Below are 18162 nucleotides of genomic sequence, written 5' to 3'. Positions count from 1 at the left end.
ACCCCGCAGGCACGAGGAGGCTCAACGCCCTCCCCGCGGAAAGCAGTCCACCGCAGCGAAAAGGCACGCACCCCTCCAACCACAAGCCCTTTTCCAAAAAGAGAGAGGGAGGAACGAATACTTACCAATCAAAAACCCTTAAATGCTCATCACCTGCGCAGAGTGCCTTGCAGCGGAGGGTGGCTGACTCCTGCGGAAAAGGAGAGAAGGTGAGACCCCGCAGGCACGAGGAGGCTCAACTCTCTCCCCGCGGAAAGCAGCCACCCGCAGTGGAAAGGCACGCACCCTTCCAACAACCATCCCTCAAAGAAAGGGGGAATGGATATCCGCCATTCAGATAATTACATGCCCATCACCCGCACAAAGTGCCTTGCAGCGGAGGGGGCTGACTCCTGCGGAAAAGGAGGAGCGGGGAGACCCCGCAGGCACGAGGAGGCTCAACGCCCTCCCCGCTGAAAGCAGCCCACCGTAGCGGAAAGGCACGGACCCTTAGCCATTAGGGTTCCATCCAAAAACAAAAAAAGAGCATGACCCAAAAGGCCACACTCCCCAAAACTCATTCCATCCAATCCGGTTTCCCGAACCCTTTAAACTCTTCATCAATCACTTTCTCAAACTCATCCGACTCCACAACCGCCTTGATATCCTTCGACACCTGTGAATCTTTATCATCCGTATTCACAACCACCCGGTTGCGGTACTCATCCGGCATATTCTCAAGCTGAAGCGCATCAAGCAGATCCATATCCGCCGCAAGAGCAAAGTTACCCGGTACAGCCGCCAAATCGACACTATCCACTGTGCGTGGAAGCTGAGCCGCTTCAATCGCCTTGAACTTCAAGTTCTTCGCATTCGTCTCGATATCCTTCTCCGAAACCGTCAGCGGATTGCTGTCCGCCTTCAACGTGATCAGCTTCGCATCGGCAAGGATCTGGAACGCACGCGCCGCATTCGTCGGGTCATTCGGAATCGTGATTTCGCTTCCTTCCTTGATGCTGTCGATGGAATCAAACTTATCGGAATAGATACCCATCGGAGCCGTCGGAACGGAAATCAGCTCAGAAAGCTCGATCTTGTTTTCTTTCGCAAAGTTTTCCATGTAGATCTTATGCTGGAACAGGTTGGCATCAAGATCACCCTGTGCCAATGCATTATTCGGCTGGATGTAATCATTGAATTCCTTGACCGTCACTTTGTAGCCCTTTTCTTCCAGACCCGGCTTGATGGCTTTTGTCACCATATCGCTGTAAGGTCCGGTTGTCGCTCCGATGGTGATATCTTTTTCATCTTTTTTGTCGTTGCTGTTGCCGCATGCCGCCATGAGGCTGACTACGATGGCAAGGCCGAGTAGTAATGTCCACTTTTTCATTGTGTTTCCTCCATTATCTATCGTTTGTCTACTGCTTTAGCGAAAATGTCGCCGGCATATTGGATGACTTGTACAAGACAGATCAAGACGACGACCGTCGTGAACATGACCGTGTTGTCATATCGGTAGTATCCGAATCGGATGGCAAGGTCACCGACCCCTCCCCCGCCGATCGTACCCGCCATGGCGGAGTAAGCGATGAGGGAGATCGCCGTGATGGTCACGCCTTGGATGACCGCCGGTTTCGCTTCCGGAAGAAGCACATCCTTGATGATCATCCACGGGCTCGCCCCGACGGATACAGATGCTTCAATGACGCCCTTGTCGATTTCCTTCAGGGCGGTTTCGACGATCCGGGCGAAGAACGGGATCCCCGCGACTGATAGGGAGACAGAAGCCGCTGTCGGTCCGATCACATCCCCTGTGAGGATCTTCGTCAGAGGAAGGAGCGCCACCAGAAGGATGATGAACGGGATCGACCGGACCATATTCACAATGAATCCGACGATGGATTTCACGAAGCGGTTCTCGAGGAACAGGCCCTTATCCGTTGTGAAAAGGAGCACCCCAAGGGGAAGTCCGATGACAACGGCGATCAACAAGGAGATCCCCACCATATACAACGTTTCTAAAAATGCCTGATTCAGGTCCGGCAAGATTTCAATGATGGCTTCAGGCAGCATCTTCAAGCACCTCCAGACTCTGTGTACGCTGGGTGATGAATTCGATGGCGGCATCGATCTCGGCACGTTCTCCGATCAGTTCCATGATGAAGATCCCGAGTGGTACTTCCTGGATGTATTCGATCTTCCCGTGAAGGATATTCCCTTTCACGTGATACCGCTGGAAGACATCGGACACGACGCTTTCTTCTGCAATGGAGCCTTTGAATTGGATTTTGATCAGAGTTCCTTTCCTCGCTTTCGCCAAGTGATCCGGCAGGTCGAACTGAAGGATCGTCTCGATGAACTGCCTGGTCAGGGGCTCCTTCGGATTCGAGAAGAGATCATATACGGGACCTTCTTCAATGATCCGTCCATCCTGCATCACGGCCATCCGGTCACAGATCTCCTTGACGACTTCCATCTCATGGGTGATGAGGACGATGGTCAGCCCGAGCTCTTCGTTCAGCTTCTTCAATAATTTCAGGATCGACCTTGTGGTATTCGGGTCGAGGGCGGATGTTGCTTCATCGCATAGGAGGACAGAGGGATTATTCGCAAGGGCACGGGCAATCCCGACGCGCTGCTTTTGACCTCCGCTCAGCTGAGCGGGATAGGCATCTGCCTTATCCGATAGGCCGACCATGGCGAGAAGCTCTTCCACACGCGGCCGGATCTCAGCCTTTGGCACCTTGGCCGCTTTCAGGGCGAATGCCAGATTGCCGTAGACCGTCTTTGCCTTGATCAGGTGGAAGTGCTGGAAGATCATGCTCGTCTTCTGCCTTGCCGATCTGAGCTCACGCGGGGACAGCTTTGTAAAGTCCAATCCGTCGATGATGACTTCTCCTGAAGTAGGTCTCTCCAACAGATTCAAGCAGCGGATGAGGGAGCTTTTCCCTGCTCCGCTGTACCCGACGATTCCAAAGATCTCACCCTTATCAATCTTGACGGAAACGTCATTGACGCCGATCACAGTTTGTTTTTTCGTTTTATACTCTTTCACAAGATGATTGATCTCGATCATTGCGCTTCACCTCTTTTTCCCAATAAAAAATGCCTCTTTCAGCTGAAAGAAGCATCGCATATCGATCATCGACTTATCTCTCAGAATGAAAAACATCCTGCAGGAATTAGCACCGTTCCATATGGAGGTTGCCGGACGTCATAGGGCCTGATCCCTCGGTCGCTCTTGATAATTGGAATACTATATAATTTTAGAAAATTTCATCTAAAAGAGATAATAATGGGTATTTGGTTGGGTGTCAACTGCCATTCCCGCATCCGCAAACCATGTAAGCGTTACCTTTACTTTAGGAATAAGCTTCAATTTTTTTTGAGTCTTTCAAAATATTTGCCAATGAATGCTCCATCTTCATGCGCCACCACTTTGACGAAGCCTGCCATTTTCCATATGATAGGCTTACATCATCATTGATCCGGAGGTCACTATGAACATTCTATTAGTAGAAGACGATAAAACGATCGCAGCAGGACTCGAATACTCCCTGCAGAACGAGCAATTCGGTACATTTGTTTGCCATAATGTCGCTGCCGCTGAAAACATGATCAACACCCGATGGACAGAGATCGATTTGTTCCTCTTTGACCTGTCCCTACCCGACGGGAGCGGCTATGATCTGTGCTCCCTCGTAAAGAAAAAGACCGATAAACCCGTGATCTTCCTGACGGCCATGGACGAAGAAGTCAATGTGGTCATGGGCCTCGACATGGGGGCCGATGATTACATCACGAAGCCGTTCCGTGTCAGGGAGCTCATGTCACGGATCAAGTCGGTCCTACGCCGCTACGATAAGCAGACGCCCTCTCATTTCACACTCGGCGACATCAAGATCCTTCCGGCGGAAGGCAAAGCATATAAGGGCAGCGAAGAAATCCAACTGACTGCCCTTGAATACCGTCTTCTTCTCATCTTCGCCCAGCATAAGGATCAGGTTCTCACACGTGCACAGCTCCTCGAGAAAATCTGGGATGTGGCAGGTGATTTCGTCAACGATAACACCCTTACCGTCTACATCAAACGGCTCCGTGAAAAACTCGAAGACGATCCGCAGAAACCAGTCATCATCAAGACGATCCGTGGAATGGGCTATAAGGCAGGCGACCGCTGATGCTGAGGAATAAAGAAGTACGGGTGTTCCTTGTGGCTGTCGTGATCATCGCCGTGATCGGCACAATTTGTGCGTACTACATCAGTCTGCAGGCGTCTGTGGCCACAGCCGCCACCTCCCTCCTGCTCATCACATGCTTCATGCTCTACACAGCTTGGCGCTACAGGGAAATCGGGAAGCTTTCCGACTACCTCCGAAAGATATCAAATGGAGACTACTCCCTCGACGTCCGGGACAACCATGAGGGGGAGCTCAGCATCCTGAAGTCCGATATGTACAAGGTGACGCTACGATTATCAGAAAACAGCTCACGCCTCCAGGAAGACAAGCTTAAACTGACCGATGCCATCTCTGATATTTCCCATCAGCTGAAAACGCCCCTCACCTCCATGATGGTTATGTCCGACCTATTAAGGGACCCGGGCTTGGATGAAGGAAAGCGCAGGGAATTCACACGCCGCATCCAGGTCCAGCTTGAACGGATCGAATGGCTCGTCTCCTCCCTTTTGAAACTTTCAAAGATTGATGCGGGAACGGCACGTTTCAAGAAGGAAGTCGTGAACGTCCCTTCCCTCATACAGGAAGCCCTAGAACCGCTTCTCATCCCCTTGGAAATAAAGGACGTGACACTTCAGATTGAAGGGGGACCGGCCTCATTTGTTGGAGACGGGAACTGGACGAAGGAAGCCATCATCAATATATTGAAAAACAGCATCGAGCACTCAGCAGAGGGAGGACGTATCACCATCGCCTCTCAGGAAAATGCCCTTTTCACTGAAATCACCATTACTGATCAAGGCAGCGGTATCCCGAAGGAAGACCTCCCCCATATCTTCAAGCGCTTCTACCGGGGAAAGAATGCCACGGAAGACAGCGTCGGAATCGGCCTTGCCATGGCCTACAGTATCATGAAGAACCAGGACGGAGACATTGAAGTATCAAGCAGTCCTGCGGGAACGATCTTCTCACTCAAAATCTACAAACATACCATCTAGCCAGGTGACAGAATTGTCACTTTCATAGTCACGGAGAAGTCATTTTAGGCAGATATACTAAAAGCATCAACCAACTGGAGGTACAATTTCGTGAATATCTTACAAATTGAAAATCTGTCTAAAGTGTACGGAAAAGGGGAAACGGCGGTCAAAGCACTCGATAATGTTTCGTTCACTGTGAAACAAGGCGAATTCGTCGTCATCATCGGACCGTCTGGTTCTGGAAAATCCACGCTACTTCACATGTTGGGAGGCGTCGACCGCCCAAGCTCCGGTCGCGTCCTCGTCAACGATACCGACATGTACAGCCTGAACGAAACCCAGCTTGCCATATTCAGAAGGCGGCAGATCGGGCTCATCTATCAATTCTACAATTTGATCCCGATCCTTTCTGTAGAAGAAAATATCACCCTACCGATGCTACTGGATAAGCAGAAAGTGGATCCGAAGCAGCTCAATGACATCACAACCAAGCTCGGCCTTTCCGAAAGGCTCGGCCATCTCCCGAATCAGCTCTCCGGTGGGCAGCAGCAGCGTGTATCCATTGGCCGGGCCCTTATCAGCAACCCGGCTCTCATGCTTGCCGATGAACCGACAGGGAATCTGGATAGCAAGAACTCCGAGGAGATCATGGAACTCCTCAAAATGTTCAACAAGACTTATAAACAGACGCTGATCGTCATCACCCATGACGAACGCATCGCCATGCAGGCGGACCGCGTCATCTCCATCGAAGACGGCAAGATTTCTAAAGATGAGGTCCTCCGTCCATGAATATCGTAAACAAACTGACCCTCAGACATTTGAAAGAAAACAAGCGCAGGACCATGGTCACCATCATCGGTGTCATCATTTCCGTCGCCATGGTGACCGCCGTATCGACCCTGTTCGTCTCCTTCCTTGATCTCATGAAGCAAGACAACATCAACAAAGGCGGAGAATGGCACGTCCAGTACAAAAACATCAACCAGGAGCAGCTGGATGCCATTAAGAGTGAAAAGAATACAGATCATGTTTTTCTACGCAAGGACCTGGGGTATTCGAAAATCGAGGATCCTCCGAATGCTTCAAAGCCTTATTTATTCTTTACTTCATTTGATGAAAAAGGCCTGAAGGAAATGCCCATCAAGCTGAAAGACGGCCGCTTCCCTAAGAATGATGGGGAAATCGTAGTTTCAGAGGATATCCTGAATCAGAAAAACAAGCTTAAAATCGGCGACTCCTTATCCGTCGAGCTCGGTGACCGATTGATGGATGACACGACATTGTTTCAGGACAATTCATTCAATGGAGAGGAAGAAGAATTTCGCACGAAAGAAAAAGCTTCCTTTACTATTGTAGGGACAATAAAGCAGCCTGAATGGGAATACCCATGGGCTCCAGGCTACACAGTAATCAGCGCTTTAAACGATAAACAGGCAGGGAGTACGGCATTTGTCGTGGAACAAAAGCTAAGCAGAAAGCTTTTTGACGATGCAAAAGCATTTGCAAAAAAACATGACATCCAGACCGTTGAGTTCAACCACGAGCTTCTGCGCTATTATGGAGTTTCCAATAACGATAACCTTAATGCGACACTTTTTGGGATGGCTTCCATCATTGTCGGGATCATCCTGATCGGCTCCGTCGCTTTGATCTATAACGCATTTGCTATCAGCGTTTCGGAGCGCGCCCGCCACCTCGGCATGCTCTCAAGCGTCGGGGCGACAAAGATTCAAAAACGAAACTCCGTCTTCTTTGAAGGGGCTGTCATCGGCTTGATTTCCATCCCGATCGGCCTGATTGCCGGAATCGGTGGTATGGCCGTTACCTTCTGGTTCATGAATACGACTTTGACCAACGTATTCGCAGACGGATTAAAAATATCTGTATCCATTACTCCGTTTTCTATCCTTGCGGCATGTGCAGTCTCGATTGTTACCATTTTCATCTCCACACTGATTCCTGCGAGAAGAGCATCGAAGGTATCAGCCATTGATGCAATCAGACAGACACAGGATGTAAAAATGAGCGGTCGTAGCGTGAAAACATCTAAACTCACCCGCAAACTGTTTGGCATTGAAGGAGAAATAGGACTAAAAAACCTGAAGCGGAACAAGAAGCGATACATTGCTACTGTGTTCTCACTCGTCATCTCCATCATTTTGTTTCTCTCGGTATCGTTTTTCACTGACAACATCAAGAAATCAGCGGGCATGACACAGGAGAACTATGATTTTGACATTCAACTTACTGGTCCATCCAACAACCTTGAAAGCCTGAAGCCCTTTGTGAATGCCGAAAACGTTACCGATTCCGTTTTATTGGAATATGTCTCGTTCCAAAGCTGGCTGGCTAGTAAGGACGTTCCATCGGCATTAAAGAAAGATCCTGATTACCAAGCAAACTTAAATGATGGGAAGTATGCGTATAACCTCCAGCTACATGGCCTTGACGAGGAAGATTTCAAGGAGTACCTCAAGAAAACCGGTAGTAAAGTCGATCCTGACGGGGTTGTTGTAATCAACATGCTTAAATATCAGGGATCAGATCGCAAATTCTATCAATCGGAAGCACTGGATCTTCAAAAAACGAAGAAGCTGGACTTGTATGACTTCAACGGTGAGGAAGATGAAAAAGTCGGATCCATTAATATCGATGGAGAAGCCGAAGAGGCACCAATGGGAGTCAGAGTCGGTTATGGGCTAAACCTGATCATGAGCCGTGATACACTTCAGAAAATCCAAAAGGAAACCGGCTCAACTAATTCCATCCCTTTCCTTTATCTGAACAGCTCTGATCCATCCGCAACCCAGGAGGCGATTGATGAGTCGAAAGGCGGAGACGTTGAGGTATTTAACATCACGCAAATGAAGGAAGAAAACGAACAGTTCTCCCTTCTGGTCTCCATCTTCGCCTACGGATTCATCACCCTGATTTCAGCCATTTCAATCGCGAATATCTTCAATACGATCTCGACGAGCATCTCGCTCCGGAAACGTGAATTCGCCATGCTGAAATCTGTGGGCATGACGCCTAAGGGCTTTAATAAGATGATCCATTATGAGAGTATCTTCTATGGCTTGAAATCGCTCCTTTATGGTCTACCAATCGGGTTTGCAGCCATGTATCTCATGCATATGGCCCTGAATGAATCATTTGAATACAGCTTCTCCCCTCCTTGGATGAGCGTGCTGTTCGTGGTCGTTGCCATCTTTGCGATCGTGGGATCCGCCATGCTTTATTCCACAGGGAAGATCAAAAAACAGAACATCATCGATGGATTGAAGCAGGAAAACATTTAATAGGAAAAAGAGGCTGAGACAAACATGTTTTAGTCATAGTAAAACCCGAATCATCTGCCTACGATAAAGCAAATGATTCGGGTTTTTTAATGCGTTTAATGAAAATTCAAATTTCATCGTTTCCAGCGGTTGATCGGAGTACAAGACGAAGACTCCTGCGGGAAGAGTAGCTAATGTGAGACCCCGCAGGCTTGCCGAGGAGGCTCACGGGCTACCCGCGGAAAGCGAAGTCTTGCACGGAAATCACAAGCGGTATTAAGAATCTATACTGATATTGGTGGTCATTATATGGCTACTTTTAAATTTTGTCCCACTCTCTTTTTCCTTACATATCCTTACTTCACCGTCACTTCAATCGGCTCTGACACAACATTCCACTCTTCGCCGAGCATCGTGAACGTATGCTTTGCGAATACTTGTGCTTTTCCAGGGGCGATGGCTTCAATCGTATTGCCGTTGACTGTCACGACGCCATTCCCTTCGGCAACGAATAGTTCAGTCTCGATCTTCTCACGCTCGGCGACGCGGTAGCTGACGCGTGCTTTGGCGCGGATGGTGCGCGTTTTTCCTTCTTTCAGATTCACTTTTTTGATTGGAATTTCAAGTTGGACAGGCGATTCTGTCAGCCACTGCGTATAATCCGTAATCGGTCCGATGAGTCCGTCTTTCAGCTTATCGGCAAACGGAGGCTCAGCTCGGAACGTCCAGTGCATGCTCAGCATCCCACGCTGCCTCATGTATTGAATGAACTCTTTGTACAGGGAACCATAACTGGAATTAAGGGTCACATCGTTGATCGTTCCGTAATCCACAAGCTTCTTCGCATTCTTCAGCTTTTCCTGCAGTGTGCTTGGGACGGCAGAAGAGAACAGATATCCTCCCGGCAGCTCAGGGGCAAGCTCATTGGAGCGCTGCATGCTGTCTAGGTAGAAGCTTTGAAGGACCACCTGATCCATCATGCCTTCTTCCTTGATCTCCTGAATCGTCTGCTCCTCCACATCATGGGCTTTCAACTCCACAAGGAGCATGACATTCTTCCCTTTGAACTCCTGGAGATATTCCTTGAAGGTCGGTACCTTTTCACCTGCGAATTTCTCGTCAAATTTGATTCCGGCATCGAGCGCGCGAATTTCAGCAAGGGTCAGATCTTTGACCGCACCCGTTCCATTCGTGGTCCGGTCCACCGTTTCATCATGGATGACCACGAGGTGACCGTCTTTCGTGCGTTGCACATCGGTCTCGATTTGATCGGCACCGAGCTCATAGGCGAGGCGGTAGCCGGCCATCGTGTTCTCAGGAGCAAGGGACGGAACACCGCGATGGGCAGCCACCATCGGCCGTTGGACGATCGTCTGCTCCGGATACTGACCGAATGCCTTCACGGCAAGCTCAGGTGCGTTCGTGACGATCCCGTCGACACCAAGGTGGATAAGCTCATGTGTCGAGGCCATTGTATCACCGCCTACGCCCCATACAGCAACCATTCGGTTATGAAGATAATACATGCCTTCTTCCGTCAGGACATTCTGAGGGATCATGACCATCTTGCTTTCACTCTTATGGACATCCTGAACAATCTTCTTCAAATCATGTTTATTGAGATGACGCTGATCATAATAGAGTCCCCCACGGATCCTCGGGTTCAGGTCTTTCACTGCTTCAATGATCCCCGTCTGACTGGACACGACATGGACATCACTGATGGACAGATCATTGAGCAAACCGACGACAGATTCTTCAAGGCCACCCTTTTCCATATGTAACACCGGGATTTTCTTTCCTTTGAGCGTCATCAGGACGCTACGAAGATCCTTTCCGTTCCCTTTCAGATTGCCTGCGTCCCCGTCCACTTTGATCAGGGCAGAAGCCGTTTCATCATGCGGAACATCGACTCCTTCCCCGTTGATGATGGTAGGGGCGTTGATCATGGATGTTTGAGCTTCCTGAGGCAGAAGGGCCCCTTCACCGTCTACAGGCGGCAGTTCGCCTTCGAATGAGGTCAGTTTCACATTATCGTATTCGACCTTTGATCCGCTCGTCTGGAAGCCGACGTCTCCATTCAGGTATTTCCCCGCTTGGTCTGTATCGATGACCAGCTGCCCGTTGACATACTGCTGGACGCGGTTTCCGCTTGCGACCACTTTCAACCGGTACGTCTTCCCATATTCCATATTTTCAGTGTAAAAGTTGCGCTCCGGCACGAGCCACTTATCAGCCGGCGTCCGCTCTGCGAATTCCAGGCCATTCACGTCGGAAGCTCCCCGGCGCACGGCAAATTGATAGTATGGATAGTTTTCGTTTTGGATCCGGTACATAAGCGATGCCCATCGCTTATCCTCCACAGCCGACTGGAAGGTCACATCCGCTTCGAAGACATAGTCCCCTTCCTCTTCTTCCAAAGGGACGACGACCCTTGCAGGCTTTGAGGTGGCGGAGGAATTCAGGACGAGCTTCCCGCCCTGGACGGCCCCTTGTCCTTCTAAGAGCTTCCATCCATCGGGCAAACGGCCATTCGCGATATCATCAAAATCCTCTTCCAATAGAACCGGGCTTGCAGCTTGTACGGAACTGGTCTGGACAGGGGCAAATAAGCCCAAGGCCAATGTGGAAACGGCCATTGTACTGAATAATTTCTTCACGTGTAAAACTCCCTCCCATGATTGGTTTTACTAGACTGATAGACGGACTGATCCAAAGGGCCGCACCCCACCTCCTTTCGTTCGGGTATGTTGCATTTAGGGGTAAATATGGTAAACTTCAAATAGGTAAATAGACAGATAATTCTTAATATGACTGGGTGTGACTTCTTTGGAAATTGTAAACATGGTAGAGTCTCAGATCATCGCTTCCATCAAAGAAGAAAAGGATATTGATAAAGCGATCCGGAGCTCGGCGAACATCGCCTTTCTATTGATTGGGGATATCCTGACGGTCAAACCCTATATAGAGAAATTGAAAGAAGCGAATATGTATATCTTTATCCACCTCGACTTTATCGAGGGGTTATCCAATACGAAGGGAGCGGTGAAATTCGTCGCCGACGTCTGGAATCCGACGGGCATCATCTCGACTAAAACCAATATGATCCGTTATGCCAAAGATGAAGGACTCGTGACGATCCAGCGCATCTTCCTTATTGACAGGGGCGCCCTTCAAAAAGGGATTGAAATGATCAAGTCATGTAAACCCGATGCGGTTGAAGTACTGCCGGGACTCATGCCGCGTGTGATCGACCAGCTGTCGCACCAGCTCAAGCTCCCCCTCATCGTCGGGGGGCTCATCCAGGAGAAGAAAGATATCCTCGATGCCCTTGAAGCCGGTGCCCTGGCTGTCTCATCCGGTGACCCGAATATGTGGAAATTCGACTTATAGATTCACGATCTCCTTAATGCTATCAAGCACATATGAAGGCTGATATGAAGATTTTGTTAACATTTCTTTATTTGTTACCCCGGTGAGCACAAGGACCGATTGCAACCCATTCTCGATTCCCATCCTGATATCCGTCTCGAGTCGGTCCCCGACCATATAGCAGTCGGCCGGATCCAGCTTCAACACTTGGGAGACCACGTATTCGGCCATCCATTTCGACGGCTTGCCCGTAATGGACTCGATCCTCTCACCCGTCACACCCTCAAGGGCACCGATCATCGCGCCGCAATCAGGAATCTGGCCGCCGAGCACGGGACAGGTCCTGTCAGGATTCGTTGCGATGATCCTCGCCTTATTGAGCCACGCCTGAAAAGCCAGATTGATTTTTTCATAGCTGAACTCCCGGTCCCATCCGAGGACGACGAACTTCGCCTGTCCTGCATCCTGGGTGAGGGTGATCCCCTCCTCCTGCAGTTCATCCAACAGGGGCTTTTCCCCGATGACAAGCGCCGCTTCTCCCGACTCCAGTGCATCCTTCAGAAACTTTGCCGTGATGAAATTGGAATTGATCACTTCATCAAGCTCCACTTCGATCCCGAGCTTCCTCAGCTTCTGCACATAGTCCATCCTTGTGGAGATGGATTTATTGGTCAGGAAGACGACCTTATCGCCCCGTTGTTTCAGGGCAGCGATGGCATCTGCCGCCCCTTCGATCATTTCTTCATCCAAATACACCGTTCCATCCAAATCAAAGATAAATCCTCTAGTCACGTTCTACCTTCACCGTCCTACAGTTGATTTTTCGACATGCGATTGGCTATTGCCTGAAGCAGGAGGACGATGATGACAAGCACCACAGACATCGCTGCCGCCGTATAATATTCCCCTCGCAGGATATTCTGGAAGATTGCCAGACTCATAGGCGCCCAATCGGCGGGGGCCAGTAATATAGATATACTCGTTTCCTTGATAACGGTGATGAAAACGAGGATCGAACCGGCAGCGATCCCCGGGAGCATCAGCGGACCGATGATCGTGATCGCCGCCGTCAGAGGCGTCGCCCCGAGGTTCACGGCCGCTTCCTCGATATCCTGCTTGATGGCCCTCATCGTTCCCATCGTGGAGCGCACCATGTAAGGCAGCCTCCGGATCGTATAGGCGACGATGAGAAGGACCGCAGTGCCAGTCAGGTGGAGAGGCGCCGTGTTGAACGTCTGGATCAGGGCAATCCCGAATGCGATCCCCGGTACGACGAGTGGGATCGACGTCATGAAATCGAGCTTGTTGGAATTCTGCCTGACGACGAAATAGGACACAAATGTCGCGATGATCACGCTCAGAACAAGGGCTCCGAGGGCGAGGACGATACTGTTCTGGATATTCCCAAGGGAACTCGTGAAGATCGTCTTATAGTGGTCAAGAGTATAGCCGTTCGGCAACGGATTCTTTCCCCAGGTGGTCGCAAGGGACTGTAGCACGATCGACAGCATGGCAAGGAGCGGGAACAGAACAAGCACAAAAGAGTACACGGAAAGCGTGCGCGTCAATCCCTTTGAATCATTGAGCTTCTGCTGCTTCGGTTTCCCTGAAACGGAGCCGTAGTTCTTACCCTTCGTGAACAGATGCTGCAGCCAGAAGAAGAAGGCCGCCACAAGGACCATGATCACCGTCAGGATCGCAGCTCCGCCCCAGTTGAAGAATCCGGCGATTTCCCGGTACGCTTCGACCACGAGGAGGTTCATCTCCTTCGGTGCCAGGATGATCGGCGTCCCGAAATCGGAGAACGAAACCGTGAAGATCAAGAGTGCACTTGAGATCACACCCGGTATGGCCAGGGGAAACGTGACGAAGATAAACGTGAACCAGTTCTTCGCTCCAAGGTTCAAGGATGCCTCCTCAAGGGAGATATCACTCACCTTGAATGCCGCCACCATGGGCCACAGGGCATACGGGAAGAAGAAAAACACCTGCACCAGGACGATTCCGGCCATGGAATAAGGGTCGATCAGCATCCCTTCCCCGCCGAGCTTCTGATAGATGTACGTCACCCACCCCGAACGGCCGAACATGATGATCACGGCATATGCCGAGATGAACGTCGGAACGATGAGGGGGATCGTACAGAGTGCTGAGATCGTCTTCTTGAGGGGCATCGTCGTCCGTGCAATTCCGTAGGCGATCGGCACGCACATGACGATGACGATCAGTGCCACCAGGACGGCGAGTCCCAGGCTGTTTTTAACCGCTGAGAAATAGGTTTTATTGGTAAAGATCTTTTCATAGTTTTCAAGGGACACGGCCTTGAACTTCTCCACCGTGGAGCTGAAGATCGCCGGATCCGTGATGGAGCCGAGTAGGTTCACGGGCTGCCCCGTGAAGCTGACAAGGAACACCGACAGGAGCGGAAGGATCAGGAATACACCAAAGAAAAGATAGATCAGGATCTTGACGACGCTTAGTCCATTCCACCGTCCCTTCATATGAGAAGCACCCTTTCAGGATCGATGGTGAGCTGGATCATTTCCCCTTCGGCGAGGATCGGTTCACCTGGCACGAAGGTCGTGTCCACGACAAGCTGATACTCATCGACCTGGACGTCATAGCGGACGATGGACCCGAGGTAGGTGGAGACGAGCACTTTTCCTTCGATGATGTTTGTTGCTTCACTTGTGATGGTCCCGGGCTTGAAGGTATTAATATTCTCAGGACGGACGATGACATTGACCTCTTTATGGTCCACGCGGTGGGTCGATTTCAGCACATAACCTGCACCCTTCACGACGGAATAGCCGTTTTCCGTATCCACGACGGTCCCCTTCATGACGTTCGACGTACCGACAAAATTCGCAATGAAGGGAGTCGAAGGCCTGCTGTAGAGCTCGATGGGCGTCCCGATCTGTTTCACTTCACCGCTGTCCATGACCGCTACCCTGTCCGCCATGCTCATGGCTTCCTCCTGGTCATGGGTAACGAAGATCGTCGTGATGCCGAGGTCCTGCTGGATGCGCCTGATCGTGTTCCGCATGGAATGGCGAAGCTTTTGGTCAAGGTTTGAAAGAGGCTCATCCATGAGGAGGACCGCCGGCTCCATGATCAGGGCGCGGGCAAGGGCGACACGCTGTTGCTGGCCACCGGACAGCTCGCTCGTCAGACGCTTCGCATGCTTGTCGAGTTCCACGTATTCCAGGATCTCCATGACCTTTTGCTCCATGGCTTTCGGATACCGGCCGAGCTTCCGGTTCAAAAGCCGCATGTAAATCGGGAGCTTGGCGGCTACGTTGCTCGCATTCAGCTGTTTGATGTTGAGGCTGTAGGCGACGTTTTCAAACACATTCATGTGGGGGAACAAGGCGTAGCTCTGGAACACCATTCCGCAGTTCCGCTGATTGGGCGGGATGCGGTTCACCTCTTTTTGTCCGATGGTGATGATGCCGGATGTCGGCTGTTCAAATCCTGCAATACAGCGCATCGTGGTCGTCTTCCCGCACCCCGAAGGGCCGAGGAGGGCGAAGAATTCCCCCTCCTGGATATCAAGATCGACGTTTTTTAGCGCCTGCACTCCGGAAAATTCTTTTGTTAGTTGTGTCACTTTGACTGATCCCATTCTTATCTCATCCCCTATTTTGGTGTATTACTGAAACTTATCTTTCCATTCGTTCCGTACGCGATCGTAGTTCTCATTCACCCAGTCGATATCAAGATCGACGGCATGCGGTTTGACTTTTTCAAGTGTTAGCGGGGTCTTGGACTCCACTTCCGGGTTGATCGGGATATGATACCAGTTGGCTAGGATCTGCTGACCATCCTTGGAGAGAAGGAAATCCATGAGCTTCTTGCCACCATCGGGATTCGGTCCGCCTTCGACGATGGATACAGGGTTCGTCAGGATCGGTGTTTTATCCGGAACAACGAAATCGACGCTTTCCCCTTTTGCTTTCTGCTCGTAAGCCATGAAGTCGAAGCCGACTCCGATATGGGCTTCACCCATTGAAACCGCTTTCGTTGGAGCGGAACCTGAATCTGGCATGGAGTTTGCCTGATCTACGAGCTTTTCGAAGTACTCCCAGCCCTCTTTCTCACCGCGTTGCATCATCTGATTCAGCACCATGAGGGTTGCGGTCCCAGATGCAGCCGGGTTGGAGAATTGGATCTTTCCTTTCCACTTCGGATCAAGAAGATCATCCCATGTCTTCGGCGCTTCTTCCTCCGATACCAGCTCTGTATTATAAGCAAATCCGAGGACGAAGATTTCCGTACCCACATACTTGCCATCTTCATGCTTCACTTTGATCCCGTCTTCCACTGTGTCCCAATCCTTGGCGAAATCAGGAATGTAGGAACCGATGATCCCTTTATCCGCTGCCGCTTCAAACGGAAGGATCCCTCCGCCCCCATACCAGACGTCCCCTTGGGGATTATCCTTTTCCGCCATCATCCGGTTCACCAGTACGTTCGTTCCCGCATACTGAACGTCAACGGAGCCACCGTGGAGTTCCTCGAATTTTTGACCGAGCTCCTTCGTCATATCCGGTGTTTCCGGAGAATAGAACGTAATCTGCCCCGTTTTGCCGTCTCCATCACCGGAACTCTTGTCTCCTGCGCAACCTGCAAGCAGGCTTCCTGCCAGGATCATGGAAGCCACGATCGATAGTGATTTTTTCATCTTGAAATCCCCCTATTTTGTTTTTTCGAGTTTCCGGGCAAAGAAAAAGAGAAGACGCACCAATGTAAACCCTTACATTTTAAGGGTCATCAATTGGGCTTCTTCTCAAAGTCTCTTCCCAGTCCTATTCGATTACATTTATTATACAAAAATATCTGAATTTTACAACATATAATTTACAAATTGTTTACAAATGGGAAGAAGGGCATGGATGGCCACGCCCTTCTCTCTTACTCTATACGTTTCGTAAACAAGTGGAATGAAACGCCAAATGGATCCCTCACGAACCCATATCCTTCCGTATAAAACTCCGGAGTGAACGGCTTCAGGATCTCAGCTCCACGGCTCACCAGCTTATCATATATTGCCCTTGCTTCCTCAACCATTTCAAATGTGAGACATAAGGAAATATGACTACCTGGTGTGACGGGTAATCCTTCTGTATCATCGGCAAGCATCAGAGTGATGTTTCCCAATGAGAGGACAGCTTGGTCGATCCGATTCAGTCGATCTTGCTCTATGCCGATCTTCGCACTTTCAGGTCTATCGCTTATCCGTTGGATGTATCGTGTTTCGGCACCAAATATGTCTTCATAAAACGTTCTTGCTTCTTCTGCCTGGCTTGTCATAAGTACATAAGGTGATACGTCGAATGTCATGATTCATGTCCTCCTTTTCGCTATACTGATAGTATAGAACGGATCGGTGTCAATTTCCGGAACCGTTGGGAGGGTGACAATGAAAAAATCTACTCGTTTGTACCATATGATCCATTACATGAATGAGATGCATCATTTCACGTTGAGTAATTTGATGGAAGAATTCAACATTTCCAAAAGCACGGCACTTCGGGATATGAGAGATCTCGAGGATCTTGGTGTCCCATTCTATAGCGAAAGCGGTCAGCATGGCGGGTATCACATCATCCGCGAAAGGGGCTTGACGAAGATCGATCTCACTCCTCAGGAGCTGCTCGCCCTTCTCTTCGCCTTCGGAAGTATCTCCCAACTCCCGACGATCCCATTCAACGCTACATATGAGGGGATATATCGCAAAATCATCAGCCATTCAAGTACTGAACAAAAGGCGGAAATCAACCGGTTTTTGGGTAAATTTCAGTATTTCAACAAAAGTGGTCAAGCCCCTATTCCACACTTTGAGCAAATGGTTCAAGCCTCATTCAGCCAGCAAATCTGCATGATCCAATATCAAGGCCGATCCCTGGCTTCCCCCTACTCAGTGGTCGGTTTCCTATTCAAAAACAGCAAGTGGTATGCAGTGGTGCTGGAGATTCAAACGGATCGTGTCAGACTGTTCAGTATGGAAAAGATTGAAGATGTAGAGCTGAAAGACGAGGTGGCCGACACTGGCGGCGTCACCCTTGAAAACTTCACTCAATACATGAGTACGGGAGATTTGGAAATCATGGTTCAATGCACGGAAAGGGGGCTATCCGATCTGTCTTCATATTTATGGTCAGATCAAAAAGTGATCAACCAGGACGGACGCATACTCTTTACATCCTCCATACATCCTGGTGACATTCCTTTTATCGCAAAGCTTCTCACGAGATCAGGAAGGGAAGTGAAGGTCCTTTCCCCTCCGGAGTTAGTAGAGGCAGTGAAGAAAGAACTTTCCTTCTCCCTCGCCCAGTACCAATAAAAAACACCCGCTCTTTGCCGAACGGG

15 protein-coding genes and 1 riboswitch are annotated in these 18162 nt (G+C 50.0%); of the genes, 6 read left to right on the top strand and 9 right to left on the bottom strand.

Translation table 11 applies throughout. The features are described from left to right. Positions 1-556: 556 nt before the first annotated feature. The 3 genes from AF331_RS15650 to AF331_RS15640 are packed head-to-tail and all read right to left on the bottom strand — an operon-like array spanning position 557 to position 3055. Positions 557-1369 carry a MetQ/NlpA family ABC transporter substrate-binding protein gene (locus tag AF331_RS15650; RefSeq protein WP_053429044.1) on the bottom strand — a complete coding sequence of 271 codons (813 nt, stop codon included), beginning with the start codon at positions 1367-1369 and terminating at the stop codon, positions 557-559. 17 nt (positions 1370-1386) lie between these two features. Continuing rightward, the gene (locus AF331_RS15645) at positions 1387-2052 is read right to left on the bottom strand and encodes a methionine ABC transporter permease (protein ID WP_053429043.1); all 666 of its coding nucleotides are present in this window, start codon (positions 2050-2052) and stop codon (positions 1387-1389) included. Further along, a complete protein-coding gene (locus tag AF331_RS15640; protein WP_053429042.1) occupies positions 2042-3055 on the bottom strand; it encodes a methionine ABC transporter ATP-binding protein in 1014 nt (337 codons plus the stop codon). The genes AF331_RS15645 and AF331_RS15640 overlap by 11 nt, the downstream gene beginning before the upstream one ends. A gap of 70 nt (positions 3056-3125) precedes the next feature. After that, positions 3126-3230, bottom strand: a riboswitch (SAM riboswitch). 249 nt (positions 3231-3479) lie between these two features. Between AF331_RS15640 and AF331_RS15635 the strand changes: the two genes are divergently transcribed. The 4 genes from AF331_RS15635 (at position 3480) to AF331_RS15620 (ending at position 8439) form a co-directional block, all read left to right on the top strand. Further along, positions 3480-4160 carry a response regulator transcription factor gene (locus AF331_RS15635; RefSeq protein WP_053429041.1) on the top strand — a complete coding sequence of 227 codons (681 nt, stop codon included), beginning with the start codon at positions 3480-3482 and terminating at the stop codon, positions 4158-4160. After that, complete coding sequence (locus AF331_RS15630; protein ID WP_053429040.1) at positions 4160-5155, top strand: sensor histidine kinase; 996 nt, start codon at positions 4160-4162, stop codon at positions 5153-5155. Before AF331_RS15635 ends, AF331_RS15630 begins: the two co-directional genes overlap by 1 nt. A 90-nt stretch (positions 5156-5245) precedes the next feature. Then, positions 5246-5929: an ABC transporter ATP-binding protein gene (locus tag AF331_RS15625; RefSeq protein ID WP_048006552.1), complete on the top strand. Its 684-nt coding sequence runs from the start codon at positions 5246-5248 to the stop codon at positions 5927-5929. Continuing rightward, the gene (locus tag AF331_RS15620; RefSeq protein WP_053429039.1) at positions 5926-8439 is read left to right on the top strand and encodes an FtsX-like permease family protein; all 2514 of its coding nucleotides are present in this window, start codon (positions 5926-5928) and stop codon (positions 8437-8439) included. The genes AF331_RS15625 and AF331_RS15620 overlap by 4 nt, the downstream gene beginning before the upstream one ends. A gap of 335 nt (positions 8440-8774) precedes the next feature. Here the strand turns inward: AF331_RS15620 and AF331_RS15615 are convergent, their stop codons facing one another. Continuing rightward, a complete protein-coding gene (locus tag AF331_RS15615; protein ID WP_053429038.1) occupies positions 8775-11078 on the bottom strand; it encodes a glycerophosphodiester phosphodiesterase family protein in 2304 nt (767 codons plus the stop codon). A gap of 169 nt (positions 11079-11247) precedes the next feature. Here AF331_RS15615 and AF331_RS15610 point away from each other — a divergent pair, with 169 nt between their 5' ends. Then, entirely contained in the window at positions 11248-11811 is a 564-nt protein-coding gene (locus AF331_RS15610; protein ID WP_053429037.1) for a glycerol-3-phosphate responsive antiterminator, read from the top strand. On the opposite strand, the gene AF331_RS15605 is transcribed toward AF331_RS15610, so the two are convergent. The 5 genes from AF331_RS15605 to AF331_RS15585 all read right to left on the bottom strand — a co-directional run bounded on the left by AF331_RS15605 (position 11806) and on the right by AF331_RS15585 (position 17133). Further along, entirely contained in the window at positions 11806-12582 is a 777-nt protein-coding gene (locus tag AF331_RS15605) for an HAD-IIA family hydrolase (protein WP_053429036.1), read from the bottom strand. The two genes, AF331_RS15610 and AF331_RS15605, sit on opposite strands and share 6 nt — an antisense overlap. A 17-nt stretch (positions 12583-12599) precedes the next feature. After that, positions 12600-14291: an ABC transporter permease gene (locus tag AF331_RS15600; protein WP_048013205.1), complete on the bottom strand. Its 1692-nt coding sequence runs from the start codon at positions 14289-14291 to the stop codon at positions 12600-12602. Beyond that, a complete protein-coding gene (locus AF331_RS15595; protein ID WP_235576415.1) occupies positions 14288-15400 on the bottom strand; it encodes an ABC transporter ATP-binding protein in 1113 nt (370 codons plus the stop codon). Before AF331_RS15595 ends, AF331_RS15600 begins: the two co-directional genes overlap by 4 nt. Before the next feature lie 42 nt (positions 15401-15442). Then, positions 15443-16474 (bottom strand): ABC transporter substrate-binding protein, encoded by a 1032-nt coding sequence (locus AF331_RS15590; RefSeq protein WP_053429034.1) that lies wholly within the window; start codon positions 16472-16474, stop codon positions 15443-15445. A gap of 230 nt (positions 16475-16704) precedes the next feature. Beyond that, positions 16705-17133: a VOC family protein gene (locus AF331_RS15585; protein ID WP_053429033.1), complete on the bottom strand. Its 429-nt coding sequence runs from the start codon at positions 17131-17133 to the stop codon at positions 16705-16707. Between the two features lie 79 nt (positions 17134-17212). Between AF331_RS15585 and AF331_RS15580 the strand changes: the two genes are divergently transcribed. After that, positions 17213-18136 (top strand): helix-turn-helix transcriptional regulator, encoded by a 924-nt coding sequence (locus AF331_RS15580; RefSeq protein ID WP_053429032.1) that lies wholly within the window; start codon positions 17213-17215, stop codon positions 18134-18136. Positions 18137-18162 lie beyond the last annotated feature (26 nt).

The organism is Rossellomorea marisflavi (assembly GCF_001274775.1).
Classification (GTDB): domain Bacteria; phylum Bacillota; class Bacilli; order Bacillales; family Bacillaceae_B; genus Rossellomorea; species Rossellomorea marisflavi.
This window is presented reverse-complemented; position numbering and strand designations above follow the sequence as displayed.

What these genes read in the sequence shown, in the direction of transcription:
- AF331_RS15650 (WP_053429044.1), bottom strand. Translation starts at nt 1,369, where the DNA reads ATGAAAAAGTGGACATTACTACTCGGCCTTGCCATCGTAGTCAGCCTC.
- AF331_RS15645 (WP_053429043.1), bottom strand. Translation starts at nt 2,052, where the DNA reads ATGCTGCCTGAAGCCATCATTGAAATCTTGCCGGACCTGAATCAGGCA.
- AF331_RS15640 (WP_053429042.1), bottom strand. Translation starts at nt 3,055, where the DNA reads ATGATCGAGATCAATCATCTTGTGAAAGAGTATAAAACGAAAAAACAA.
- AF331_RS15635 (WP_053429041.1), top strand. Translation starts at nt 3,480, where the DNA reads ATGAACATTCTATTAGTAGAAGACGATAAAACGATCGCAGCAGGACTC.
- AF331_RS15630 (WP_053429040.1), top strand. Translation starts at nt 4,160, where the DNA reads ATGCTGAGGAATAAAGAAGTACGGGTGTTCCTTGTGGCTGTCGTGATC.
- AF331_RS15620 (WP_053429039.1), top strand. Translation starts at nt 5,926, where the DNA reads ATGAATATCGTAAACAAACTGACCCTCAGACATTTGAAAGAAAACAAG.
- AF331_RS15600 (WP_048013205.1), bottom strand. Translation starts at nt 14,291, where the DNA reads ATGAAGGGACGGTGGAATGGACTAAGCGTCGTCAAGATCCTGATCTAT.
- AF331_RS15590 (WP_053429034.1), bottom strand. Translation starts at nt 16,474, where the DNA reads ATGAAAAAATCACTATCGATCGTGGCTTCCATGATCCTGGCAGGAAGC.
- AF331_RS15585 (WP_053429033.1), bottom strand. Translation starts at nt 17,133, where the DNA reads ATGACATTCGACGTATCACCTTATGTACTTATGACAAGCCAGGCAGAA.
- AF331_RS15580 (WP_053429032.1), top strand. Translation starts at nt 17,213, where the DNA reads ATGAAAAAATCTACTCGTTTGTACCATATGATCCATTACATGAATGAG.